Below are 23,370 nucleotides of genomic sequence, written 5' to 3' on the forward strand. Positions count from 1 at the left end.
CCCTAGTCTAACGGCATTTCTGCCCGCAAAAACTTGTTTGCCGCAGCCCAGGGCGTCGGCAAAAAACTGGGCGCGCATTCTAACCGAGTTGTGCCCGGCCATTGCCGGCATTTTTCTCGCCCTGGCGGCCGGCGAGCGGCTTTCGTCATGCCAGGGCGAAAGGCTAAGCTAAGAGCAGCCCGCGGCGATTCTGCCGCCGCCCCCAAGTGCCCAACCCGGAAGTGTCATGCGCGGTCGTCTGTCTTACCTGCTCCCCTGTCTTCTCCTGTGCCTGTCTGCCGCCACGGCCCAGGCCACCAGCCTGGAACAACAACGCCAGCTCTATGACGAAGCCAAACGGGCCTTGGCCAAAGGCGACAGCGGCCCCTACCAACGCTACGCCAAGGCACTGCGCAACTATCCGCTGGAGCCGTACCTGGCCTACGACGCGCTTACCGCCCGTCTGAAATCGGCGAGCAATGACGAAATCGAGAAATTCCTCGCCGAGCACGGCGACCTGCCCCAGGCCAGCTGGATGAAACTGCGCTGGCTGCGCTGGCTGGCCGAGCGCGGCGAATGGCAGACCTTCGTCAATCATTACGACCCGGCCCTGAATTTCACCGAGCTGGACTGCCTATACGGCCAGTATCAACTCGGTCACGGCATGACCGCCGAAGGCAATGCTACCGCCGAGAAGCTCTGGCTGGTGGGCAAGTCCCAGCCCGAGTCCTGCGATCCACTCTTCGAGCGCTGGGCCGCCGCCGGCCAGTTGACCGAAGCCAAGCGCTGGCAGCGGGCCAAGCTGGCTGCCGAGGCCCGCAACTATGGCCTGGCCACCTACCTGATCAAGGGCCTGCCTACCCTTGGTGCCCACGGCAAGCTGCTGCTCGAGGTGGCGCAGAAGCCGCAGATGCTCGGCAACCCGGCGCGCTTCAGCCCCGCCGACGCGGCAATGGCCGACGTCGTCGGCCTCGGCCTGCGGCGACTGGCCCGTCAAGATCCGGAACAGGCCCTGGGCTTGCTGGACAGCTATGCCAGGCGCCTGCACTTCTCCAGCGAGGAAAAGGTGGCGATCGCCCGGGAAATCGGCCTGACCCTGGCCAAGCGGTTCGATGCGCGCGCCCTCACGGTGATGGCCCAGTACGACCCTGAACTGCGCGACAACACCGTCAGCGAGTGGCGCGCGCGCCTGCTGCTGCGCCTGGGCCGCTGGGACGAGGCCCACCGGCTGACCCAGCAGATGCCCGCCGACCTGGCCCAGAGCAATCGCTGGCGCTACTGGCAGGCCCGCAGCCTGCAGTTGGCACAACCCAACAACCCGCAAGCGCTAGCGCTCTATCAGGGCCTGGCCAAGGAGCGTGACTTCTACGGGTTCATGGCCGCCGACCAGGTCAAGCGGCCCTACCAGCTGAACAACAAGCCCCTGGCCCTCAGCGCGAAGACCCTGCAGAAGGTGCGCAACGCGGCCGGTATCCGGCGCGCCATGGAGTTTCATGCCCGCGGCCAGATCGTCGATGGTCGGCGCGAGTGGTATCACGTCAGCCGCCTGTTCAGTCGCGACGAGCTGGTCGCCCAGGCCCGCCTGGCCTACGACATGGGCTGGTACTTCCCGGCCATCCGCAGCATCAGCCAGGCCCAATACTGGGACGACCTGGACGTGCGCTTCCCCATGGCCCATCGCGAGCCGCTGACCGTCGAAGCGAAGAAGCGCGGCATCCATTCCAGCTGGATGTTCGCCATCACCCGCCAGGAAAGCGCCTTCATGGCCGATGCCAGGTCGCCGGTCGGTGCCATGGGCCTGATGCAGCTGATGCCGGCCACCGCCAAGGAAACCGCGCGGCGCTTCGGCATCCCGCTGTCGTCGACCAACCTGGCCTATCGCCCCGAGGTCAATATCCAGCTCGGCGCGGCCTACCTCAGCCAGATCTACGGCCAGTTCAAGGGCAACCGGGTGCTGGCATCGGCCGCCTACAATGCCGGCCCCGGCCGGGTGCGCCAGTGGCTGAAGGGGGCCGACCACCTGGCGTATGACGTATGGATCGAGAACATCCCCTTCGATGAAACCCGCCAGTACGTGCAGAACGTGCTGTCCTATTCGGTCATCTACGGACAGAAGCTGAACACGCCGCAGCCACTGATCGCCTGGCACGAGCGCTACTTCGACGATCAGTAGGCTCGCGCCAGGCGGCTACTCCAGCACCTCGACCAACTGGCCGAGGGCCAATTCGCCCGTGCCACAGGCGATCAGGTTCTGCCCGAAGTACACCTCGCCATCGCGCTCTCGGTAACCTTGCAGGGTCGCCAGGGGTTCGCGGTCGGCGCTGCGGGCGCCGGTCTGGGGATCGAGGGTGGTCATGATGCAGCGCGAACAGCCTTTGACCACGCGCAGTTCCAGGGAGCCGATGCGGATACGCTTCCAGCCGTCTTCGGCATAGGGCGCGGCGCCCTCGACCACCAGATTGGGGCGAAAGCGCTGCATCTGTAACGGGCGCCCGACCCGTTGCGCCAGGTCATCCAGCGAGGCCTGGCCGATCAGCAGCAGGGGAAACCCATCGGCGAAGGCCACCCGCTCGCCGACTTCGGCGTAGGCGGTGTCCACCTGCCGTGCCCGCGCCTCCGGCACCTGCACCAGGCGACAGGCCCGCCCGAGGAAGCGACTCAACCAATCCGCCGCCGCCTCGCCTGCATCCGGCACGCGCAGGCTGTCGCGCCAGATGGTCACGCCACGCAGGTCGGCGTCTTCGTCCGGCAGCGCGACCTGCAGGTCGGGCATTCCCGGCGCCGCCAGCAGCAACTGCTCGCTGCCCTGCCAGCGCGCCAGCAACTGGGTCATCTGTGGCAGCAGGCGCTGAGTCAGAAAGCGCCCGCTCTGGCTATCGACTACCATCCAACGGCGATCGCCAGACAGACCCAGGCCATCCAGGCTGGCCCGCTCCAGGGCCTCGCCCTTGGCCGACTTAAGTGGATAACGGTACAACCCGGAGAGACGCAGCATGAGCCAACCTTCCTATCGGCAAAACGCCTTTATACGGCCGTCCCGATACGCGCTCAAGCCCTCGCTCGGTCTGAGCCTGCTGTTGCTGTGCGCCTGCAGCGGCAGCCCGCCGGCCAATCTCGGACTACAAGCCGGTCGCCTGGCGCCCTGCCCGCAGTCACCCAACTGCGTCAGCAGCCAGGCCGGCGATGCCGAGCATCGCGTCGAGCCGCTGCCGCTGGTCGGCAGCCCCGAGCAGACCCAGATGCGCCTGCTGGCGATACTGGCCAGCGAACCGCGGGCACGCCTGGTACAACAGGACGGTCGTTACCTGCGCGCAGAATTCACCAGCCGGGTATTGCGCTTCGTCGATGATGTGGAGTTCCTGATCGGCGAGCAGGCGGTCGAGGTACGCTCGGCCTCGCGCCTGGGCTATGCCGACTTCGGCGTCAACCGCGACCGTGTCGAACGCCTTCGCCGACGCCTGGGCGAATAGGCCCGAGGCGCATTCGGCCGGGGACAGGCCGAAGCGCATGGCAGGCCGTGCTAGGCGCCAGGCTGGTCGAGCTGCAGGCGTTCGCGGATGACGTCGACCAGCCGGTCCGGCTGGAACTTGGAGAGGAAATTGTCGCAGCCGACCTTCTTCACCATGGCCTCGTTGAAGCTGCCGGACAACGAGGTGTGCAGCACCACGTAGAGCTCCCTGAGACGAGGGTCCTGACGAATTTCGGTGGTCAGGCGATAGCCGTCCATCTCCGGCATTTCCGCATCGGTGAACACCATCAGCAGCTTGTCGGTCAGGACCTCACCGGCGTCGGCCCACTTCTTCAGCATTTGCAGGCCCTTGAGGCCATCGGTCGCCACATGCATCTTCATCCCCAGCTGGGACAGGGTGTCGCGCAACTGCGCCAGGGCGACGCTGGAGTCATCGACCAGCAACACCTCACGACCACTCGCTTGCGCCAGCAAGGGATCGGCGAGTCGTTCGCCGGAGATCTTCACGCTGTAGGGCACGATCTCGGCCAGCACCTTCTCCACATCGATGATCTCGACCAGCTGCTCCTCGACACGGGTGATCGCCGTCAGGTAGTGCTGACGCCCGGCGCCACCGGGCGGCGGCAGGATCGACTCCCAGTTGAGGTTGATGATCCGCTCGACACCGCCGACCAGAAAGGCCTGCACCGAACGGTTGTACTCGGTGACGATGATGGTGCTGCGCTCATCCGGCACCAGCGGGCGCATGCCTATCGCCTGCGACAAGTCGATCACCGGCAGGGTCTGGCCACGCAGGTTGACCACCCCGCAGACGAAACGATGGCGGTGAGGCATCAGGGTCAGCTTGGGCATCTGCAGGACTTCCTGCACCTTGAACACGTTGATCGCGAACAGCTGCCGCCCGGCCAGCCGGAACATCAGGATCTCCAGGCGGTTCTCGCCCACCAACTGGGTACGTTGATCAACCGAATCGAGAATGCCAGCCATTAGGTGCTCCAAGGTGTCTGTCGGGATTTGCTACAGCGAGGTTATCGGCCAACAGCCACACCGCTGAAGGCCCATCATGCCCGAGCAAAGGAAACGACACTAGCTAGTGCGGCAGCACGGCGGACATACAGGAAACTGGGGCCGTGCCCCCCGGCCCCGAGCGACGGCCGAGGATCGGCATTGCCCGGGGCCGAAGTGCAACTCGCTCGCCAACATTGGGCCCGGACAGGCGCTGGCTCATGCCGCTGCCTGGGAGCCCAGGTCGGCCACCGAGTCAAGCGGATTTCGCGTCCTTTTCGGGCTGACGCTGCGGCAGCCAGACGGTAAAGGTCGTCCCCTTGCCGAGCTCGCTTGCGACCTCGAGACGGCCATGATGCTTGGCGACAATGCTGTAGGACACGGAAAGTCCAAGCCCTGTGCCCTGACCGACCGGTTTGGTGGTGAAGAAAGGCTCGAACAGGCGGGTCAGATGCTCTGGAGCTATACCTGAACCGTCGTCGCGCACCCTGACGAACACCCAGTCGTCGCGCACCCCGGTCTCCAACCAGATATAACCTTGCCTGTCGATGGCATGGGCGGCGTTGATCAGCAGGTTCATGAACACCTGGTTGAGCTGCGAGCCGAGGCACTGCACCAGCGGCAATTCAGCGTAATTCTTGACCACCTCGGCCTTGAACTTGATCTCGTTCCAGATGACATTGAGAGTGCTATCGAGGCCCTTGTGCAGGTCGACCATCTGCCAGTCGCCCGAGTCGATATGGGAAAAATCGCGCAGGTCCTGAACGATCTGCTTGACCCGCTCCAAGCCCTGCCGGGATTCACGCACGAGATCGGCCATGTCGTCACGCAGATAGTCGTACTCCAGCGCCTGATTGGCCTGCTCCAGGCGGGCGTGAAAAGCGCCATCCGGCTGCTCGGCCGCCGCCGCCCGGTATGCCTCGATCAGTTTGAACAGATCGGCGACATAGCCTTCCAGGCTGCTGAAATTGGAGTAGACGTAGCCAACCGGATTATTGATTTCATGGGCGACACCGGCGGCCAACTGACCAATCGCGGCCATCTTTTCCGATTGCAGCAGCTGCGCCTGTGCATCCTCGAGCTTGCGAATCAACCGAGCCTGCTCGCTTTTCTCCGCCTGCAGCAGCCGATTGAGATGCTCCAGTTCCAGCTGCTGGGTGGCGACTTCGCTGGTATCGCTGATCGTCAGGCACACGTACTTGACGCACCCTGCAGCCTCCATGACCGGCGAGAAAGTACAGTTCTGATACATCAACTCGGCCTGCCCGGTAACCGGCCGGCTGCCGGAAAAATTGAACAGATGCGGACGTTGCTGCCAGGAGGTGAACGCCAGATTCTGCAGCGCGAAGACCCCGTCGATCTTCTTCTGGATCCACCGCTGCGGCAGTTCAGGAAAAAGTTCGAAAAGCAGCCGGCCGAGGACCGCCTCGCTGTCCTTGCCGCTATGAATGGCCATGAAGTCGTTCCAGAACACCACCCGGCAGTCACTGTCGAGCAGCATCACGCCCAGATTGATGCTCTGCAGCACCGCCCCCAACTCCTCCGACAACACGCCTTGTGCCTCACACGCCATTCCACCACCCTTCTTCAAGATGAACCGAAGAACCCCTGCCATCGAGTCGACCTGGACTTGCCGGCGATGCGCGGCTCGCTCGCGCCCCTCCAGGCCGACTCGGTCAGGCGAGTTTGACGACTGACGCTCCTGTCGAAGCCAGAACTGAGCAGCAGCAAGGGAGCCGCTAGATATCACTCAGCAATCGATCGATGGCCTCGACGACCGTGACCACCGCGTCTTCGGTGATGCATACCAGCAGGTCGCAATAGAAACTGTGGGTCGCCACTTCGAAGTGAATTTCCAGAACCAGGGCCTGGTGGCCGCGAAACTCCTGGCTGGCCAGCACGTCCTGCAGCGTGCGCCCGCGCGCGAGCAGAGCCGGCGTACCATAGCTGACCTTGATGTCGACCTGCTGGGCCAGGCCATTGATGCAGGCCCCGGTGAGGATATTGGTCACATCCAGCATCAGCTCATCCTTGATGCCGTCATTCTCCTCACCTTCGTAGCCCATCAGATCTGCCAGCTGGTCGGCGCCATTCTCGCCAAAACACACCAGCACCTCGCCACGCAGGCGGCCGAGAAAGGATTGCCGGGTAATGATCGCCGGTTGACCAGCGATCATCAGCTGCTCGAGCAGGCTCGCATCGGCCACGTCGACAGGGTGGATACGCGGCACCGACAGGGTGACAAAGGTCTCGGTCAACCGCGCCAGTCGATCGGCGCCCTGACCCATGGCGACGTTCATCAATTCCTGCAGGGCATCGCGCTGCTCATCGCTCAAATTGGCCAATTGGCTGCTCATTCAGATCAATCCTACTTCGTGCAGGGCAGCCTGCATGGCTTCGGGGGTGACCGGCTTCTTGATGAAGGCGGCGGCGCCGAGCTCGCGTACGCGCTGCTGGGCCTGAGGCTGGATATCGGCGCTGATGACGATGACCACGGCATTGGCATCCTCGCGCTTGAGCAGCTCCAGGGTACGAAAGCCATCCATGACCGGCATGGTGAGATCGAGGAATATGACCTCGGCGTGCCCGGCGTGGTAGGCGGCCAAGGCTTCTTCGCCGTTCGAAGCCTGGGTGATCACTGCGTCCAGATCCTCCGGCAACGCCTTCATCACCAGTTTGCGCGACATGGCCGAGTCATCGACTATCAGTATTTTCAAGCTGGCGCTCCTTCCAGTCGTCTACTTACCCGAAGTCCACAGTTACCTGGGACCGACCTTGCAGATATTCACCGCATAGTCATCCCCCTGCAACTCTAGTCGAGCAAGTTGCTTTCGGCCTGACCAAAGGCATTTTTCCGTGGCCGCCAGGCACTCAATAGCGCGCGCACCGGCCTGACGGCTGGGCCTGGCCGGCGCCCAGCCTAAGCCGGGTAGCCGGTGATCGCGCGAATCCTCAGGTAGAGGGGCCGCAGCTGCTGGTACATGCGCAGGTAGACCTCGCGATAGAGCCGCTGGTAGGTCTGCTGCGCCTGCGGGTCGGGCTGGAAGACGCGGCCGGTGCGGGTCATCGCGGCGATCGCGGTGGGAAAGTCCGGGTGCAGGCCCAGACCCACCGCGCAGTCGATGGCCGCGCCCAGGCCGGAGGTCTCGTAGACGTGCGGGCGCTCGGCCGGCAGGCCGAAGATGTCGGCGGTCAGCTGCATCGCCGCGTCGCTCTGCGAGCCACCGCCGGAGACGCGCAGGCGGGTGATGCGGGTGCCCGAGCGTTGTTCGATGCGCTCCTTGCCCTGGCGCAGGGCATAGGCCAGGCCCTCGAGGATCGCCCGGTAGAGATGGGCGCGGGTGTGCACGTCGCCGAAACCAATGATCGAGCCCTTGGCCTCCAGCCCCGGCTCGCGGATGCCCGGAGACCAGTAGGGCTGCAGCATCAGACCCATGGAACCAGGCGGCACCGCGTTGACCAGCTCGTCGAACAGCGCCTCGGGCTCGACGCCCAGCTCCCTGGCCCGCGCCGTCTCGCGCTGGCCGAACTCCTGCTTGAACCAGCTGACCATCCAGAAGCCGCGGAAGATCATCACCTCGGTATTGAAGTGGCCGGGAATCGCCGCCGGATAGGGCGGGATCAGCCGGGTCACCTCCAGGTAGCGGCTGCGGGTAGTATTGATGGTCGCGGTGGTGCCATAGGACAGGCAGGCGGTGGAGGGCTCCACCCCGCCGGCACCGAGCACCTCGCAGGCCTTGTCGGCGCCGGCGGCGATCAGTGGCAAGCCCTCGGGAATGCCGGTTTGGCGACTGGCCGCGGCGCTGATCTGGCCGAGCCGCTCGCCCGGCTGGAACAGCTCGGGCAGCAGCTCGCGGCGCACCGGCATGGCCTGCCACTTCCAGTCCCGTGGCGCGGCCCAGCGCAGGCGCTTGTAGTCGAACGGCAGGTAGGCCACGCAGCAGGCCAGGGAATCGACGAAGCGGCCGCACAGGCGGTGGCTGAGAAAGCCCGAGAGCAGCAGCACCTTGTGGGTCTGCGCCCAGATTTGCGGCTGGTTCTGGGCCACCCAGTTGACTTCGGCCTGGGCGCGAAAATGCGCCACCGCATCCTCCGCCCGGGCCAGCTTGAACAGCCAGGCCCAGGGCCCCTTGAGCCTGTCGCGCACCTCGGCGCGGCGCTGGTCGAGCCAGAGGATCGCCGGACGCAGCGGCTTGCCCTGGGCATCGACATGGATCAGGGTGCCGCGCTGGGTGGTCAGCGACACCCCCTTGATCAGGCGGCGGTCGATGTCCACCTGCTGCCACAGTTGCTGGCATGCCTCGCCCAGGCTCCTCCAGTAGTACTCCGGGTCCTGCTCGGCCCAGCCGGGCTGGGCGGAGTAGTAGGCCTGCAGTTCCACCTTGCCCTTGCCGACCAGGTTGCCCTGCAGGTCGAACAGCAATGCGCGCACGCTCTGGGTGCCGTTGTCGATGGCCAGCAGGTAGCTTTTCTCGCTCAAGACGCAATCCTTAGGGTTGTTCCAACTCGGGCAGGCTGTAGCAACGCTGCCACAGCTGCAGATAATCGCGCTCCTCCTGCATCCAGCGCGCATCGCTCCAGCCCAGGCGCGGCTGGCACAGGGTGCGGATCCGTGGCAGGTAGACGGCGCCGCCGCCGGCCAGCAGCAGGCCCAGGCGCGTGCGCCGCAGCAGCAGGTCGTCCAGGTGCAGCACCAGCTCGCTGTCCGCGGCCCAGGCCAGCTCAGCCCAGAGCGTGTCGGTGTCGGCCACCCGCTCACTGCCGACCTCTGCCATCAGCTTGAGCAGGCCGGGCAACTGGCGACCGTGGCGCCCGCTCAGGCGCCTGCGCTGGGCCGGACTCAGCCGCGCCATGGGCGGCTCGACGCAGGCCTTGAACACCGCGCTGCCCGGATCGTCCACGGACCGACCGACGAAGCCGGAACAGGCCCGCAGCACCTCCAGCGCCTGCAGGCGAAAAGTGGTCAGCTTGCCGCCGGCCAGGGTCACGCAGCCCGGCTCGACCCAGAGCGCATGCTCGCGCTTCTCTTGGGACGGGCGCCTGCTCGCGCCACCCTCACTGACCACCGGGCGCACCCCGGCCCAGGTCGACAGCACGTCGACGGCCTCGATCGCCGCCGCGGGAAACTGCTGGGCGCAGGCCGCCAGCAGGTAGTCGAGTTCCTCGGCGCTGATCCGCGCCTCCTGATCCAGCGCCTCGCGGTGGTCGAGATCGGTGGTGCCGACCACGGTGGCGCCCTCCCAGGGGAAGACGAACACCGGGCGCTTGTCGGCCGCATGCATGAAGCTCATGGCCTGGGCCACCGGCAGGCGCCAGGCCGGCAGCAACAGGTGGCTACCGCGCAGCGGGCGAATCTGCTCGCCCGCGCTACGCGGACGCAATCGATCGGACCAGACGCCGGTGGCCTGGACCACCGCACGACTGCGAAAGCTGAAGCGTCGGCCGCTCTCGCGATCCTCGGCGAGCAGCCCCACCACCCGGCCGGCCTCACGCCGCAATTCGACCACCTGCATGCCGTTGAGCGCCTCGCCGCCGTCGCCGCGCGCCTCGTCGAGCACCCGCATGACCAGACGGGCGTCGTCGGTCACCGCATCGCCGAAGCGGGTACCGCCGAGCAGGCCCTCCTCCTTCAGCCCCGGGGCCAGGTAGCGCAGCTGCTGCAGCGGGTAGTACAGGTGGTTGCGCTTGCCGGCCAGGGCGTCATACACCGCCAGCAGGCCGCCGAACACTCGGGGGCCGGGGAAGCCGCCGCGGTAGTGCGGCATCAGGAAGCTCAGCGGGTCGACCAGGCCGGGCGCCTCCTGCAGCAGGCGCTGGCGCTCGCGCACCGAGTCGCGGGTCAGCCCGAGTTGGCCTTGGGCGACATAGCGTAGGCCGCCGTGCACCATCTTCGAGGAGCGGCTGGAGGTGCCCCAGGCGAAGTCGCGCTGCTCCAGCAGCAAGCAGCGCCAGCCGCGCCGGGCCGCCTCGCGCAGGATGCCGGCGCCGCTGATGCCGCCGCCGACGACGATCAAATCCCACTCGCACGCCGCCAGTTCGGCCACAGCTTGGTCGCGCCAGGCGGCATTCCAGGCGCTCATGCCGGGTCCTGCAGCAGCACCCCGGGGACCAGACGCTGCTCCGGGTCGAAGTGACTGGACAATGCCTGCAACGCCGCCATGCCCAGCTCGCCCTTCTCCGCCGCCAGGTAGGGCGCATGGTCGCGGCCGACGCCGTGCTGGTGACTGATGGTGCCGCGGTTCTCGGCGATGGTGCGGCTGGCCGCCTGCTTGAGCGTCTGCCAGCGCGCCATGGCCTGTTCGTAGCTGGCGCCCGGGCGGAACACGTAGGTGGTGTAGATGCTCGAGCCCTCACCGTAGACGTGGGACAGGTGAGTGAACACGTGGACCCGTTCGCCCTCGGCCGCCAGGCCGTCGCGCAGGCTGGCCTCGACCTGGTTGAGCAGGTTGTCGACGTTGCTCCAGTCGGTGGCGGTTTCCAGGGTGTCCACCGCGTAGCCGGCGGCCCACAGGCCATGGCGCAGGTAGGGGAAGCGGAAGCGGTTCTGCGCCCATTTCTTGCCCAGCAGGGTACCGCTGAACACGCCGCCGAAGCCCTTGAGCAAGCGCTTGGCCTGTTTCAGCGAGGCAGCGTTCTGCCGGCGATTGCCGGTGACGCCGAAGGTCAGCATGCACTTGTCGGCGCCGGCACCGCGCAGGGCCAGGTACTTCTCCAGCAAGGCGATCTGTCCGGGGTGGCCGGCCAGGGCCAGCTGGGTGCGGGTCTCGATGGCATTCGACAGGCGCAGCATCGACAGCGGCACCCGGGCCTGGGCCAGCATACGGATTCCTCGGAGCGCCTCCCCCCAACTGGGCATAAACACCGCGTAGAAGCTTTCCTGCTCGGCCAGGCGACTGATCCTCACCTTGACCTCGGAAATGATGCCGAAGCGCCCTTCCGAGCCCAGCAGCACCTCGCGCAGGTCGGGACCGGCGGCCGACGCCGGGAAGGTGGGGATCTCCAGGGTGCCGGCGAAGGTCTCGACCTTGCCGCCGGCGAACAACTGCTCGATCCGCCCGTAGCGCAGCGACTGCTGGCCGCTGGAGCGACTGGCCACCCAGCCGCCGAGGGTCGACAGCTCCCAGGACTGGGGAAAATGGCCGAGGGTGTAGCCACGGGCGCGCAACTGGCTTTCCACCTGGGGCCCGCTGGCGCCGGGGCCGAAGGTGGCGATCAGGCTGTCCTCGTCGACCTCGATCAGCTTGCTCATGCGCGCCAGCGACAGGGTCAGGATCGGCCGCTCGCCGGCCTGCGGGTTGATATGCCCGGCCACCGAGGTGCCGCCGCCATAGGGAATCAGCACCGCGTCCTGCTGTTTGGCCCAGGCCATCAGCGAGCGGATCTGTTCGGCGGTCTCTGGGAAGGCCACGCCATCGGGGAACTGACCGAACTCGCCGGAGCGCATCGCCAGCCAGTCCGGCAGGCTCTGGCCGCGGGCATGGCGCAGGCGATCCTCGGCGTCCTGGCTGACCAGCGGATGAGCCGCCAGGCGCGAGGCCGGCACCTTGGCCAGCACCTGTGCGAGGCTGGCATCGGCGAGGCGCTGCCCCGGCCCGACCAACTCGGCGAGAAAGGCCTCGCCATGTGCCGGCAGCTCCACCACGGTCGCCTCGTCACCCCAGCCATTCCAACGTCGCATCTGCCTCTCCCCCGGATATTCCGATCACACTCGATGGCTGCCTATACTAGCCGGCCGCCGATCGGCGTCACTGTCGTATCGGGACAGCCGCTATCGCCAATCAAGCCACCCCTGACAAGAACGCACGCATGGAAAACCTCGGCTACACCTCGGTCCCCGCCCTGCTCAAGTACCTGCGCCATGCCGAACACCTCGGCCTGGACACCGACCAGGCTCTGGCGGCGGCCGGCATCGCCGCCGAAGCGCTGAGCGATAACGGCAAGCGCCTGCCCAGCGAGACCCACGAGCGCCTGCTCGCGCACCTGCTGCGGGTTTCCGGCGACCCGTTGTTCGGCCTGCATGCGGCGCGCTACGTCCAGCCCGGTTCCTGGAGCGTGCTCGGCTACATCGCGATGAACTGCGCCACCCTCGGCGAAGCCATGAGCCGCATCGTGCCCTACGAAAAGCTGGTGGGGGACATGGGCGTGAGCCGCATGGAAACCGGCGCCGACGAGGTCCGGCTGATCTGGAGCTGCCGCCACCAACAGGCGGAGATTCGCCGGCACATGGTGGAGAACGTGCTGGCTTCGTGGCTGCTGTATGCGCGCTGGATCGCCGAGTCCGCCCATTCGCCACGCGAGGTGTGGTTCGAGCATGCCTTGCCGGACGGCGTCGATCTGGCCGAGTACGAAACGGTGTTCGGTTGTCCGCTGCGCTTCGAGCAATCCTGCAATGCCCTGCTGGTGCCGCTGGACTACCTGGACGTACCGCTGCGCCAGGCCGACGCCAACCTGCTGCGCACCCTGGAAGAGCACGCCCTGACCCTGATCGCCGGGCTGGACAACGACGAGCCACTGCCGCGGCGAGTCAAGAACGCCTTGCGCCTGCTGCTCAAGGACGGCCTGCCGCGCAAGGAACGGGTGGCGGAGAAGTTCAACATGACGGTGCGCACCCTGCAGCGACACCTGCAGCAGGCCGATACCAGCTACCAGCAGATCCTCGACGAGCTGCGCCGGGAACTGGCCGAGCACTACCTGCTGCGCAGTGACTTGGCGATCCAGGACATCGCCTGCTATCTCGGCTTCACCGAGTCGCGCTCCTTCCACCGCAGCTTCAAGAGCTGGACCGGGCAGACTCCCGGCGAGTTTCGCGAGCGCCGACGCAAGCCCTAGGACGAGCGCCGACCGCGCGGGCTATCGCGCCAGGGCACCGACGCGGCGGAGTTTTCGGCCCGCTAACCGAGAATCTCGCTCAGCGGAATAAAGCGCAGGCTGTCGCCTTCGGCCAGGGTCGTGCCTTCCAGCACCTCGGCCAGGCCCTCGGCCCAGGCGGCGCTGCGCAGCACCCCGGAACTCTGATTCGGGTAGGGCACCACCCGGCCATTTTCCAGACGTGCGCGCAAGTACTCGCGGCGCTTGCCCGGCTTGCTCCAGGTGAATCCGGCCGGCATCGCAAAGCCCAGCGGCGCGACCCGCTCGACGCCCAGGCGGCGCAGCAGGTAGGGCCGCGCCAGCAGGCCGAAGGTCACCAGGGTCGAGGCCGGGTTGCCGGGCAGGCCGATTACCGGCACGCCGCGAAACTGGCCGCAGGTCAGCGGCTTGCCCGGCTTGATCGCCAGCTTCCAGAAGGTCAGCTCGCCGGCTTCGCGCAGCGCTTCACCGAGAAAATCCGCCTCGCCCACCGAAACCCCGCCGGTGGAGACGATCAGGTCGACATCGCTCAAGCCGCCCAGCGCCGTGCGGGTGCGCGCCAGGTCGTCGGCGAGAATGCCGGCATCCACCACCGCGCAGCCCAGGCGCTGCAGCCAGCTGATCAGCAGGCGCCGGTTGCTGTTGTAGATCTGCCCCGGACCGAGCGGCAGACCTGGCTCGACCAGTTCGTCGCCGGTGGAAAGCACCGCCACCCGCGGCTGGCGACGGACGCTCAGCTCGGCCACCCCGAGCGACGCCGCCAGGCCCAGCTCGATCGGGCCCAGGCGTGTGCCGGCCGGCAGCACGCTATCACCCTGGCGGGTTTCCTGGCCCTGGCCACGGACGTTCTGGCCGAGCCGCAGCGGCTCGGCGAACCGCACCCGCCCATCATCGTCGAGGGCGACGTTCTCCTGCATTTCCACGCTATCGGCGCCGACCGGCAGCGGCGCGCCGGTGAAGATGCGCGCACAGGTGCCGGGCTGCAGCGGCTGCGGGGCGGTGCCGGCGAGGATCCGCTGGCTGACCGCCAGTGGCGTGCCATCCCAGTCAGCCAGGCGCAGGGCGTAGCCGTCCATGGCGCTGTTGGGCCAGGGCGGCAGGTCGAGTCCGGCGATCAACGGCTCGGCCAGCACCCGGCCGTCGGCAGCGGCCAGCTCGACGCGCTCGCAGCCCTGGATCGGCGCCGACTGGGCCATGGCCAGCAGCCGCTCGAGCGCGGTCTCCAGTGGCAGCAGGCCAGAATAGTCGATGCCGCTCATCCGCGGCTCTCGCAGGCGGCCACCTGTTTCAGGTGCGGAACGAAGTTGCACGGCCGATGGCGGGCATCCAGCTGCTCGGCGAGGATACCGTCCCAGGCGGTGCGGCAGGCGTTGGTCGAGCCCGGCAGGCAGCACACCAGGGTGCCGTTGGCCATGCCGGCCAGGGCGCGGGACTGCACGGTCGAGGTGCCGATATCGGCCACGGAGATCTGCCGAAACAGCTCGCCGAAGCCGTCGACCTGCTTGTCCAGCAGACAGGCCACGGCCTCCGGGGTGCTGTCGCGGCCGGTGAAACCGGTGCCACCGGTGATCAGCACCACCTGCACCTCGTCCTCGGCGATCCAGTTCGCCACCTGGGCGCGGATCCGGTACAGGTCGTCCTTGAGCAGCACCCGCGTGGCCAGCTGGTGGCCGGCGGCTTGCAGGCGATCGACGAACAGTTGACCGGAGGTGTCGGTCTCCAGGGAACGGGTATCGCTGACGGTCAGTACGGCGATATTCAGCGGCACGAATTGCGCCTCGGCCTTGTGGTTCATGGCAGGCTTCCAGTTGTCGGAACGAAAGCCTGGTGTTATATCACAGGCCCACCCTTGGAGGCTCTGCCATGCCCACCACACCCTTCTTGCCGCCCTGCTCTGTACTGCTGTTGTGCGGCGGCCGCGGGCAACGCATGGGCGGACGCGACAAGGGCCTGGTCGAGTGGCAGGGGCACCCCTTGATCGGCTGGCTGCATGATCTGGTTCGCCCGCTGACCGACGACCTGATCGTCTCCTGCAACCGCAATCGCGAGCGCTACGCCGCCTTCGCCGACCAGTTGGTAGCGGACGAGGACGCCGAATTCCCCGGCCCCCTGGCCGGTATTCGCGCGGGCCTCAAGGTGGCCCGTCATGCGCAGCTTCTGGTGCTGCCCTGCGACGCGCCGCGGCTCGACCGCGAGCTGCTCGAGGCGCTGCTGGCCAAGGCCGGCGAGCGGCCGGTGATGGTGCGCCAGGGCGAGTTCTGGGAGCCACTGTTCTGCGTGATCCCCAAAGCCCTGGAGAGCTCGCTGGAGCACGCCTGGCAGGCCGGCGAACGCAGCCCGCAGCGCTGGCTGAAGCGGCATGCGCCCCTGGCCGTGGACTGCGAGCCTGGCGACCCACGCCTGGCCAACCTGAACAGCCCGGAACTGCTCATCCAGGTGCCCCCGCTCGGCCGTGAAGCCGGGCGCTGAACTTGCCGGCCGATTCTCCGTCAGAGCCTGAGTAACCCGCCTTTCTCAACCGAGGAGACTCTCGCCATGACTCAACGGCCGACACTCGCCTTCCTGCTAGCCCTGGGCTTGGCCAGCCTGGCAGGCTGCGCCACACCATCGGTGATCACCCTCAACGACGGCCGCGAGCTGCAAACCCGCGACCGCCCCGTGTATGAGGAAGCGTCCGGCTTCTACGAATTCGAGCAACTCGACGGCACCCGCGCCATGGTCAACAAGGATCAGGTGCGCACCATCGAAGAACGCTAGACGGCGCCTGCGCTCGGAGACTCTCGAACCAATCGGGCGACACCTGAGTGCGGCATCCGGCCCCGGCCATTCGTCAAGTGAGCCACCTTGAGTCGAAAAAAAATCAGCCTAACCCCTTGTGCAACAAAAGTTTTTCAGTACAATTTCGACTTATTCGGAGTGTAGCGCAGCTTGGTAGCGCGTCTCGTTCGGGACGAGAAGGTCGCAGGTTCGAATCCTGTCTCTCCGACCAAATCCCAGTTTCTAGCAGTCTCAACCTGTCTACGAAACACCCCAAGAAGCCCGCCTAGTGCGGGCTTTCTTGTTTCTGGCTGTATCTCCCTTTCACACCAGCTCAGGCGCCGTCGAGTCAAGCGCCAGCTAGGGCACCTCACCCCGCAGCGCCTTCGCCACCCTGCCCTGCTTCTGATACGCCGGGGCCTCGACGCTCTGGTAGTCCCGCGTGTAACGCCTGGCGAACTCGCTGACACCCCACTGCTGATACTGCTCCACGTGCGTGAGTTCGTGCGCCCAGAGGGCGACATTGTCGAGCGCATCGTGCTCATGGCGAAAAACCACGACGTCGACCAGGGTGACCGCCTGCACATCGGGATTGTGCAACATGGCGCCGGCCGCGCTTAGCTGTTCCGCATCGCCCACGCGGTAGCGCGCGCCTTCGAGCACCTGCAGGTCGAAATAGGGCTCGAGTTGGGCGCGCACGTTCAGCGGGATGGCATGCACCTCACCGGCAGCCAGCGTGTTGCGCGAATGCACCAGCCATTGCGCCAGGCCCGAGGCCGCCATACGCCCCAGATCATCGTAGAGCGGCCCCATGTCGCCGGCCTCGTCGGGCGCACAGAAGCAGGCAAGCAGGCACACCTGGTGCTGGCCCGGCGGACAGCTACCGGCAGCCGCAGCGCCACCGGCGAACAGCAGGGCGAGGATCAGAGGCGATAGTCGAAACAAGACGGCAGCTCGCATAAGGGAGGGGGTTGGCCAAGGTGTCGCAAAGGCAACGCGCGGCGAGAGCGTGCCTCGCGTGATTGGACCCGCCAATTCGGCATTCGTCTCCTGCAGCCGCCACCTTTGCGGCGCCATGTTGCGCGATCGGACAGCCGGCTACAATGGCGTTTTCCTCACGAGGAGCAGAACCTTGAGCCACCGTCCTTCTTACGGCGTCGGCGACGCCTCCTACCAGGCCGCAGGCGGTATCGATGGGCTGCGTCGACTGGTGGGCGACTTCTACCAGTTGATGGACCAGCTACCGGAGGCCGCCGAACTGCGGCGCCTGCACCCGGCCGACCTCGATCTGTCCAAGGACAAACTGGCGTGTTTTCTCAGTGGCTGGCTCGGCGGCCCCAAGCTGTTCGGCGAGCGATACGGCGCCATTTCCATCCCCGCCTTCCATGCCCAGTGGCCGATTGGCGAGGGCCTCAGCCAGGCCTGGCTGAGCTGCATGGAACAGGCCATCGCCCGACAGGGCTACCCAGCGGACTTCGCCGACTATCTGCTGACCCAGCTGCGGGTTCCGGCCGGGCGCATCGTCCAGGCCAGCCGCAACCGCCATGGCCACTAGCTGCCAAGCTGCGCCTGGGCCGACGAGCCCCCGAACAACCACCGGGCAGCGCCTACTGGCCCGCAACACCTGCGACTGATTTACGCCAGGCTCTTCACCGCGCGCACCAGGGCCTTGCTCAGATCCACCGCAGAAAACTTGGTCAGTACATCGTTGGCGCCGACCTGGCGGGCCTTCTCGGTGTTCATGGTGCTGTCCAGCGAGGTGTGCAGCAACACGTAGGTCTGAGCGATGCTGGCGGTCTGGCGGATTTCGCGCACCAGGCTGTAGCCGTCCATCTCGGGCATTTCGATATCCGAGACCAGCACCTCGATCGGCTCGCCGGGCTGCTGCCGGGCCTGCAAGAGCTCAAGGGCCGCGGCTGCGCTGCGCACCGCCTGGCAGTCCAGCCCGAGCTTGCGCAGGGTCACCAAGGTCTGCTGCAGGGCCACCTGCGAATCGTCGACCACCAGCACCCGGCGCCCGCGCAGCAGTCGGCATTCGGCTTCCGAGAGCAGTTGCTCGTCCAGTTCCGCAGGCAGTGCCGGCGCGATCACATGCAGCACCTTCTCGATATCGAGAATTTGCACGATGCTGCCGTCGATCTGGGTCACCCCGGTGATATAGGCCCTGCCGCCGGCGCCGGCCGGAGGTGGGCGCACATCGCGGGTCGAACACTGCACGATGCGCTCGACCCCCTGAACGTGCAGCCCCTGGCGGGAGCGACTGAGTTCGGTGACGATCAGGCAGCCGTCGCGACTCTCGCCCAGCCCCGCTTCACCGATCGCCCGCGCCAGATCCACGACCACCAGGGTCGAGCCGCGTAGCGTCGCCACGCCGCGCACATGCGGATGATGGCTGGGCAAGCGGGTCAACGGCGGGCAGGGAATGATCTCCTGAACCTTGAGCAGGTTGATTCCGAGCAACCTGCCACTGTGCAAACGAAACAACAACAGCGACAACTCATCCCCAAGTGCCACGCTCATCACCCACTCCCCTCGTTAGTTCCCCAGCGCAGCATTTGCCTGCGCCTGTGGCCTGTATTGCGAGCCGCTGTCGCCGGCGGCGCACTCGCGACTCAACGCAAGAACGCGACTATCTGCTCCGCATCGAACGGCCAGTCCAGCTCGGCACCGGTGTCGTTGCGGCGCAGCACTGGGATACGCACGCCATAGCGTTCGACCCATTCCTCCTGCTCGGCGATATCGACCAGCTCGACCTGCAGACCGTGATCGACGAATGACATGAGCAGGGCTTCAGCCACTTCACACAGGTGACAGCCGAGAGTACCGAACAGCTGGCATTCAGGCTGCATATGCACGCCTCCACATTTGACGAAGGCTGCAGTCTAGCATCTGCCCCAGGCGGCCGTGGATGCCGCCTGCGCAGCCAGCTGGCCGGCAGCCAGCAACCCTTGCAGGCCGTCGAGCAACCGCTCGTTGAGTCGCTCGGCCCGGCCCCGGCGGGTGCCATCGAAGCGCTCGTCCAGCTCGAGACTACGCTCGAGCAAGTACTGCAAACCGTCCCGGCTCTGCTCGATCAGCGCATCGGCGCCGCGCAAGGCCTCGAGCAGGCCCTGGGCGTAGTCGATCAGCGCGGCGTTCACCGCGCTGGCCGGCTGGCCGCCCTGCTCGGCGACTGCGCCATAGGTATCGGAGGCCTGGCGAACGCGGGTCTGGGCCAGGCGCAGCGACATCGAGGCCAACTGTTCGCCATCCAGGTCCAGCGCCATGGCCCGCTCGAAGGCACCGTTGAGATCGCCTGCATAGAACTTGCTGGACAACGCCTGGACCTGGCCGAACAGCTTCGCCAGCGCCGCGCGCTCCTTGTCGTCCAGCTCCCCCTCGACGCTGACCTGCCAGGCGCCGATCTGCACGCTACCCGCCTGCCTGCTGGCGACTGCGGCGCTGCCGTCAGCGCCGCTTGCCGCAACGATGCTGCTGTGCGACCAACTGGCGGAGGCCTGACCGATGGATATCCGCAGGCGGTCGCCATCGCGGGTGGTTACCGCCAGGTCGAAAGTCTGCGCCTGCGCGCTGAAGCGCTCACTGTAGACCGCCACCGCCGCGCTGCCGGATGATGCGGGTTCGGCGAGGCGCCGGTCCAGCTTGGCCCAACCCGCCTGAATGCGCTGGTAGGTGTCGTCGATATCTGCCGCCACCTTGCCTTGCAGCACGCCCAGGCCGTCGAGAATGCTGCGCGCCTCGGCAAAGCCCTTTTCCACACCCTCGCGGGCCTGGCTCAACAGGTTCTGCAACTTGGCCGGATCGGCACCCGCGGCTGCCTCGCTGTGCAGGCGCTGCTCAATGAAGCCGAGCACCCGACTGGCGACCTTCTCCGGGGTGAAGGCGTCGGCCTTGCCGTTCAGTGCCCCAGGCTGCAGGCCGAGGCGTTCGGCCAGACGATTGGCCAGGGCGCCCTGGGCGTCGGGGGCCGTGCGCACGGCTGGCGAGCCGGCCGGAAAAGCGGCGCGCGGTGCAGGAGAGTAAAGCGAGGCCAGGGGCGTCATGACGAGGTACCAGGGTGAGTTGCCTCCCTGGTTGGCGGCGGGGCTGGACAAAACTTGAGCAATTCGCGGCCGCCGTCGACCAACGGCGAGCCCGCGGCCAGCCGGAAACTGCAGCCGATGCGCCAAACGCCGCGCTTCAGACGCCTACGGCAACCAGCAACTGCTCGGCGGCGGCCTTGGCCTGCAAGGCCTGGTCGGCCGGACCATAGAGGTGCGCCATGCTCAAGGCGCCCTCGAACAGGAATTGCAACTGCGCGGCCAGCACCTCGGCCTGTGCCAGGCCCAATGCCAGCAGCGCTCCACGAAAATACGCCAGGACGAAGCGTTTGTGCTCGGCCGCCTGCCGGTGAATGGGGTGACTGCGCTCGTGGAACTCTGCCGCGGCATGCAGGAACAGGCAACCGCAGAAGCCCTGCTCGCTCAGCCACAGATGCAAGCCGTCGTAGGCCTGAAGGATCGCCTCGCGCGGCGCCAGCTCCTCGAGCGATTGGCGCATCCGCGCGGCGATCTGTTCATGCTGCACCTGCAAGGCGGCGAGGATCAGCTCGTCCTTGGACTTGAAGTGCTTGTACAGGGTCATCTTCGCCACCCCGGACTCGGCCAGGATGCGGTCGATGCCAGTGCTGTGGTACCCCTCGCGATAGAACAGCTGCAGCGCGGTGTTGAGCAGCTGCTCGCGTTTACTCGATGCCATGTAGAACCTCCGTAGGCCGCCATTATGCGCAAGCCATGGCCGGGGCCGAAAGGCGGCTGAGAGAGTGGAGAAAAAACACGACTTGAAATATACAGACCTGTCTGTCTATTATCCAGTTCCACCTCGCTCACTGGAGCCTCACCATGCACCTGTACGACCTCACCCTGTCCGGCAACTGCTACAAGGTCCGCCTGTTTCTCAGCCTGATCGGTCAGCGCGCCGAGCTGCACGGCGTCGACTTGCCGGCAGGGGCGCACAAGGCTGCGCCCTATCTGGCAATCAACCCCCGAGGCCAGGTGCCGGCGCTGGTCGATGGCGACCTGCAACTGGGCGACTCCCAGGCCATCTTGGTGTATCTGGCGCGGCGCTATGCCGATCAGGCCTGGTACCCGCTGGACGCCATCAGCCAGGGACGGATTGCCGGCTGGTTGAGTTTTGCCGCCAACGAGATCCAGCACGGCCCGGGCCTGGCGCGTCTGGGCAAGCTGTTCGGCCTGCCGATCGATCAAGCCCGTGTGCACAGCAGCGCCGTGGCCGCCCTGGAACTGCTCGATGCCCATCTGGCCAAGCATCGGTGGCTGGCCCAGGGCGAGCAGCCGAGCATTGCCGATCTGGCCGTCTACCCCTATGCCGCCCTCGCCGGCGACGGTGCAATCGACCTGGCCCCCTATGCTCACCTGCATGCCTGGTTCGCACGGATTCGGGCGCTGCCCGGCTATATCGGCATGCCGGGGCTCTAGGAGGTGGGTGATGAGCAGTCCGTTCCATGCCGGCGAGCAGCGCATCCAGGCCCGCCTGGGCGTACGCGACAAGCTCGAGGACATCGGTCGCCGGGTGATTCGTCCGCTGATGCCCGAGCAGCACCGCACCTTCTTTGCCCAGCAACCCTGGCTGCTCAGCGCTAGCGTGGCGGCCGATGGCTGGCCGCATGCCTCGCTGCTGCACGGGACGCCGGGCTTCGCTAGCTCGCCCGAGCCCGCCACCCTGAAGATCGACGCCTTGCCCGAAGCCGACGACCCGCTTGCCGAGCACCTGCAGTTGGGCGCGCCGCTCGGCCTGCTCGGACTGGAGATGCCGACCCGCCGGCGCAACCGGCTCAATGGTCGGGTCAGCCACATCGACAGCGGCGGCTTTAGCCTCGCCGTCAGCCAGTCGTTCGGCAACTGCCCGAAGTACATCCAGGCCCGCGACTGGCGCGCCCAGCCGCGTCGCCCCGGCCCGTGCGAGCGCGGCCAGGGCCTGGACCGGCGCTGGCTGGAATTGGCCAGGTGCGCCGACACCCTGTTTATCGCCAGCTATAACGCTGATCCGCACAGCGGCGGTGCGGATATCTCTCACCGCGGCGGGGCGCCGGGCTTTCTCGCCCTGGGAAACGACGGCCGCCTGTGGTTGCCCGACTACAGCGGCAACCTGATGTTCAACAGCCTCGGCAACCTGCTGCTGGAGCCGCGCTGCTGCCTGTTGCTGATCGACTTCGCCAGCGGCGATCTGTTGCACCTGCAGGCCCGCGCCGAGCTGTACTGGCCCGAACAGCTGGCGGCGCGGGGCCAACCGCTGGCGGTCGGCGCCGAACGCATGCTGGCATTGACCCCGGGGGCCTGGCTGCTGCGCCGGGCACGGCTGCCACTGGCCTTTGGCCCGGCCCAGGCCTCACCCTTTCTACCCACTCAAGGAAGCTGAACCATGCATCGACTCTGCCTGTTGCTCGCCACCCTGCTGACTCTCGCCAGCCTACCCGGGCACGCCGCGGGCCTGCGCTTCAGCCTGGTACAAACCGCCGAAACCAAGACCCTCGATGCTTTTACCGTGGAAGGTGGCAGCTGGATGCAGACAGCCGTCGCCAACCATATGGCGGTTCTGATCGAGCACCACGCCGCGACCCTGCTGTTCGACACCTCCCTGGGCCGCCAGGTGGACAGCCAGTTCGAGAGCGAAATGCCCTGGTACGACAAGCCGCTGCTGCAGTATGGCGAGGTGCGGCCGGTACGCGACCAGCTAGAGCCTGACGGAGTGCGGGTCGATAGGATCCTGCTGTCCCACGCCCACTGGGACCATGCCTCAGGGCTGGCCGACTTCCCCGAAGTGCCGGTCTGGGCGCCCTACGCAGAGATCGAGTTCAGCCAGGTCGCCGCGCCCCCGGCGGTGCTGCCGAGCCAGTTCAGGCATGGGGTCAAATGGGTGCCCTACGACTTCCTCCCCAACCCATTCATGGGCTTCGAAGAAAGCCTCGACCTGTTCGGCGACGGCAGCCTGGTACTGGTGCCGCTCAGTGGCCACACGCCGGGTTCGGTGGGCTTGTTCATCACCCTGGAGGACGGTCGCCGCTTCTTCTTCAGCGGTGACGCCAGTTGGCGCCTGGAGGGTTTCACCGGGCCCAGGGAAAAATTCTGGATCAGTCGCAACATGGTCGATAACGATCGCGATGCGACCCGCGCGGTGCTCGGGCAGGTACACGAGCTGATTGAGCAGAATCCGAGCCTGACCGTGGTGCCGGCCCACGATGCCCGCGCTCAGCAACACCTGGCCGTTTACCCGAACTGGACCCGCTGACCGTACTCCCAGCCCCGGGCGCCGCA

General features: G+C 66.6%; 24 protein-coding genes and 1 tRNA gene. 10 read left to right on the forward strand and 15 right to left on the reverse strand.

The features are described from left to right. The first annotated feature begins 226 nt into the window (after positions 1-226). The gene (locus AB5S05_RS10455; protein WP_369287455.1) at positions 227-2,152 is read left to right on the forward strand and encodes a transglycosylase SLT domain-containing protein; all 1,926 of its coding nucleotides are present in this window, start codon (positions 227-229) and stop codon (positions 2,150-2,152) included. A gap of 15 nt (positions 2,153-2,167) precedes the next feature. Here the strand turns inward: AB5S05_RS10455 and AB5S05_RS10460 are convergent, their stop codons facing one another. Then, entirely contained in the window at positions 2,168-2,974 is an 807-nt protein-coding gene (locus tag AB5S05_RS10460; protein WP_369287456.1) for an MOSC domain-containing protein, read from the reverse strand. Here AB5S05_RS10460 and AB5S05_RS10465 point away from each other — a divergent pair. After that, positions 2,973-3,449, forward strand: coding sequence for a DUF1499 domain-containing protein (locus AB5S05_RS10465; protein ID WP_369287457.1), 477 nt, complete (start codon positions 2,973-2,975; stop codon positions 3,447-3,449). The two genes, AB5S05_RS10460 and AB5S05_RS10465, sit on opposite strands and share 2 nt — an antisense overlap. Positions 3,450-3,499: 50 nt before the next feature. On the opposite strand, the gene AB5S05_RS10470 is transcribed toward AB5S05_RS10465, so the two are convergent. The 7 genes from AB5S05_RS10470 to AB5S05_RS10500 all read right to left on the reverse strand — a co-directional run bounded on the left by AB5S05_RS10470 (position 3,500) and on the right by AB5S05_RS10500 (position 12,131). Then, the gene (locus AB5S05_RS10470) at positions 3,500-4,435 is read right to left on the reverse strand and encodes a chemotaxis protein CheV (protein ID WP_369287458.1); all 936 of its coding nucleotides are present in this window, start codon (positions 4,433-4,435) and stop codon (positions 3,500-3,502) included. 274 nt (positions 4,436-4,709) lie between these two features. Next, on the reverse strand, positions 4,710-5,981 hold the full coding sequence (locus AB5S05_RS10475) for an ATP-binding protein (protein ID WP_369287459.1): 1,272 nt from the start codon (positions 5,979-5,981) through the stop codon (positions 4,710-4,712). Between the two features lie 211 nt (positions 5,982-6,192). Then, positions 6,193-6,810 carry a hypothetical protein gene (locus AB5S05_RS10480; protein ID WP_369287460.1) on the reverse strand — a complete coding sequence of 206 codons (618 nt, stop codon included), beginning with the start codon at positions 6,808-6,810 and terminating at the stop codon, positions 6,193-6,195. Further along, a complete protein-coding gene (locus AB5S05_RS10485; RefSeq protein WP_369287461.1) occupies positions 6,811-7,170 on the reverse strand; it encodes a response regulator in 360 nt (119 codons plus the stop codon). A 203-nt stretch (positions 7,171-7,373) separates the two neighbouring features. Further along, complete coding sequence (locus AB5S05_RS10490; RefSeq protein WP_369287462.1) at positions 7,374-8,933, reverse strand: FGGY-family carbohydrate kinase; 1,560 nt, start codon at positions 8,931-8,933, stop codon at positions 7,374-7,376. Between the two features lie 10 nt (positions 8,934-8,943). Further along, positions 8,944-10,533, reverse strand: coding sequence for a glycerol-3-phosphate dehydrogenase/oxidase (locus AB5S05_RS10495; RefSeq protein WP_369287463.1), 1,590 nt, complete (start codon positions 10,531-10,533; stop codon positions 8,944-8,946). Continuing rightward, a complete protein-coding gene (locus AB5S05_RS10500) occupies positions 10,530-12,131 on the reverse strand; it encodes an FAD-binding oxidoreductase (RefSeq protein WP_369287464.1) in 1,602 nt (533 codons plus the stop codon). The genes AB5S05_RS10495 and AB5S05_RS10500 overlap by 4 nt, the downstream gene beginning before the upstream one ends. 128 nt (positions 12,132-12,259) lie before the next feature. Between AB5S05_RS10500 and gliR the strand changes: the two genes are divergently transcribed. Next, a complete protein-coding gene (gliR, locus tag AB5S05_RS10505) occupies positions 12,260-13,282 on the forward strand; it encodes an AraC family transcriptional regulator GliR (protein WP_369287465.1) in 1,023 nt (340 codons plus the stop codon). Positions 13,283-13,344: 62 nt separating this feature from the next. On the opposite strand, the gene AB5S05_RS10510 is transcribed toward gliR, so the two are convergent. Further along, positions 13,345-14,559: a molybdopterin molybdotransferase MoeA gene (locus AB5S05_RS10510; RefSeq protein ID WP_369287466.1), complete on the reverse strand. Its 1,215-nt coding sequence runs from the start codon at positions 14,557-14,559 to the stop codon at positions 13,345-13,347. Further along, positions 14,556-15,095 (reverse strand): molybdenum cofactor biosynthesis protein B, encoded by a 540-nt coding sequence (moaB, locus tag AB5S05_RS10515; protein WP_369287467.1) that lies wholly within the window; start codon positions 15,093-15,095, stop codon positions 14,556-14,558. The genes AB5S05_RS10510 and moaB overlap by 4 nt, the downstream gene beginning before the upstream one ends. A 68-nt stretch (positions 15,096-15,163) precedes the next feature. Here moaB and mobA point away from each other — a divergent pair, with 68 nt between their 5' ends. From mobA to AB5S05_RS10530, 3 genes are all read left to right on the forward strand, one after another. Next, positions 15,164-15,769, forward strand: a complete 606-nt coding sequence (gene mobA, locus AB5S05_RS10520) for a molybdenum cofactor guanylyltransferase MobA (RefSeq protein ID WP_369287468.1) — start codon at positions 15,164-15,166, stop codon at positions 15,767-15,769. A gap of 66 nt (positions 15,770-15,835) precedes the next feature. Beyond that, the gene (locus AB5S05_RS10525) at positions 15,836-16,057 is read left to right on the forward strand and encodes a YgdI/YgdR family lipoprotein (protein WP_369287469.1); all 222 of its coding nucleotides are present in this window, start codon (positions 15,836-15,838) and stop codon (positions 16,055-16,057) included. Between the two features lie 155 nt (positions 16,058-16,212). Next, positions 16,213-16,289: transfer RNA gene (locus tag AB5S05_RS10530), tRNA-Pro, on the forward strand. Between the two features lie 128 nt (positions 16,290-16,417). Here AB5S05_RS10530 and AB5S05_RS10535 read toward each other — a convergent pair. Beyond that, the gene (locus AB5S05_RS10535; protein ID WP_438943566.1) at positions 16,418-17,017 is read right to left on the reverse strand and encodes an eCIS core domain-containing protein; all 600 of its coding nucleotides are present in this window, start codon (positions 17,015-17,017) and stop codon (positions 16,418-16,420) included. Between the two features lie 172 nt (positions 17,018-17,189). Between AB5S05_RS10535 and AB5S05_RS10540 the strand changes: the two genes are divergently transcribed. Further along, a complete protein-coding gene (locus tag AB5S05_RS10540) occupies positions 17,190-17,612 on the forward strand; it encodes a group II truncated hemoglobin (protein WP_369287471.1) in 423 nt (140 codons plus the stop codon). An 80-nt stretch (positions 17,613-17,692) separates the two neighbouring features. Here the strand turns inward: AB5S05_RS10540 and AB5S05_RS10545 are convergent, their stop codons facing one another. From AB5S05_RS10545 to AB5S05_RS10560, 4 genes are all read right to left on the reverse strand, one after another. After that, complete coding sequence (locus AB5S05_RS10545) at positions 17,693-18,577, reverse strand: chemotaxis protein (protein ID WP_369287472.1); 885 nt, start codon at positions 18,575-18,577, stop codon at positions 17,693-17,695. A gap of 92 nt (positions 18,578-18,669) precedes the next feature. Further along, on the reverse strand, positions 18,670-18,906 hold the full coding sequence (locus AB5S05_RS10550) for a glutaredoxin family protein (RefSeq protein ID WP_369287473.1): 237 nt from the start codon (positions 18,904-18,906) through the stop codon (positions 18,670-18,672). 33 nt (positions 18,907-18,939) lie between these two features. Next, positions 18,940-20,100 carry a DUF5610 domain-containing protein gene (locus AB5S05_RS10555; protein ID WP_369287474.1) on the reverse strand — a complete coding sequence of 387 codons (1,161 nt, stop codon included), beginning with the start codon at positions 20,098-20,100 and terminating at the stop codon, positions 18,940-18,942. 136 nt (positions 20,101-20,236) lie between these two features. Next, on the reverse strand, positions 20,237-20,794 hold the full coding sequence (locus tag AB5S05_RS10560; RefSeq protein ID WP_369287475.1) for a TetR/AcrR family transcriptional regulator: 558 nt from the start codon (positions 20,792-20,794) through the stop codon (positions 20,237-20,239). Positions 20,795-20,937: 143 nt separating this feature from the next. Between AB5S05_RS10560 and AB5S05_RS10565 the strand changes: the two genes are divergently transcribed. Genes AB5S05_RS10565 through AB5S05_RS10575 form a run of 3 tightly spaced genes read left to right on the forward strand, consistent with a single transcriptional unit; the run spans position 20,938 to position 23,344 of the window. Continuing rightward, positions 20,938-21,534, forward strand: a complete 597-nt coding sequence (locus tag AB5S05_RS10565; protein ID WP_369287476.1) for a glutathione S-transferase family protein — start codon at positions 20,938-20,940, stop codon at positions 21,532-21,534. 10 nt (positions 21,535-21,544) lie between these two features. Beyond that, positions 21,545-22,474 carry a pyridoxamine 5'-phosphate oxidase family protein gene (locus AB5S05_RS10570; protein WP_369287477.1) on the forward strand — a complete coding sequence of 310 codons (930 nt, stop codon included), beginning with the start codon at positions 21,545-21,547 and terminating at the stop codon, positions 22,472-22,474. Positions 22,475-22,477: 3 nt separating this feature from the next. Next, positions 22,478-23,344: an MBL fold metallo-hydrolase gene (locus AB5S05_RS10575; RefSeq protein ID WP_369287478.1), complete on the forward strand. Its 867-nt coding sequence runs from the start codon at positions 22,478-22,480 to the stop codon at positions 23,342-23,344. Positions 23,345-23,370: the final 26 nt, after the last annotated feature.

The organism is Pseudomonas zhanjiangensis (genome assembly GCF_041027545.1).
Lineage (GTDB): Bacteria > Pseudomonadota > Gammaproteobacteria > Pseudomonadales > Pseudomonadaceae > Aquipseudomonas > Aquipseudomonas zhanjiangensis.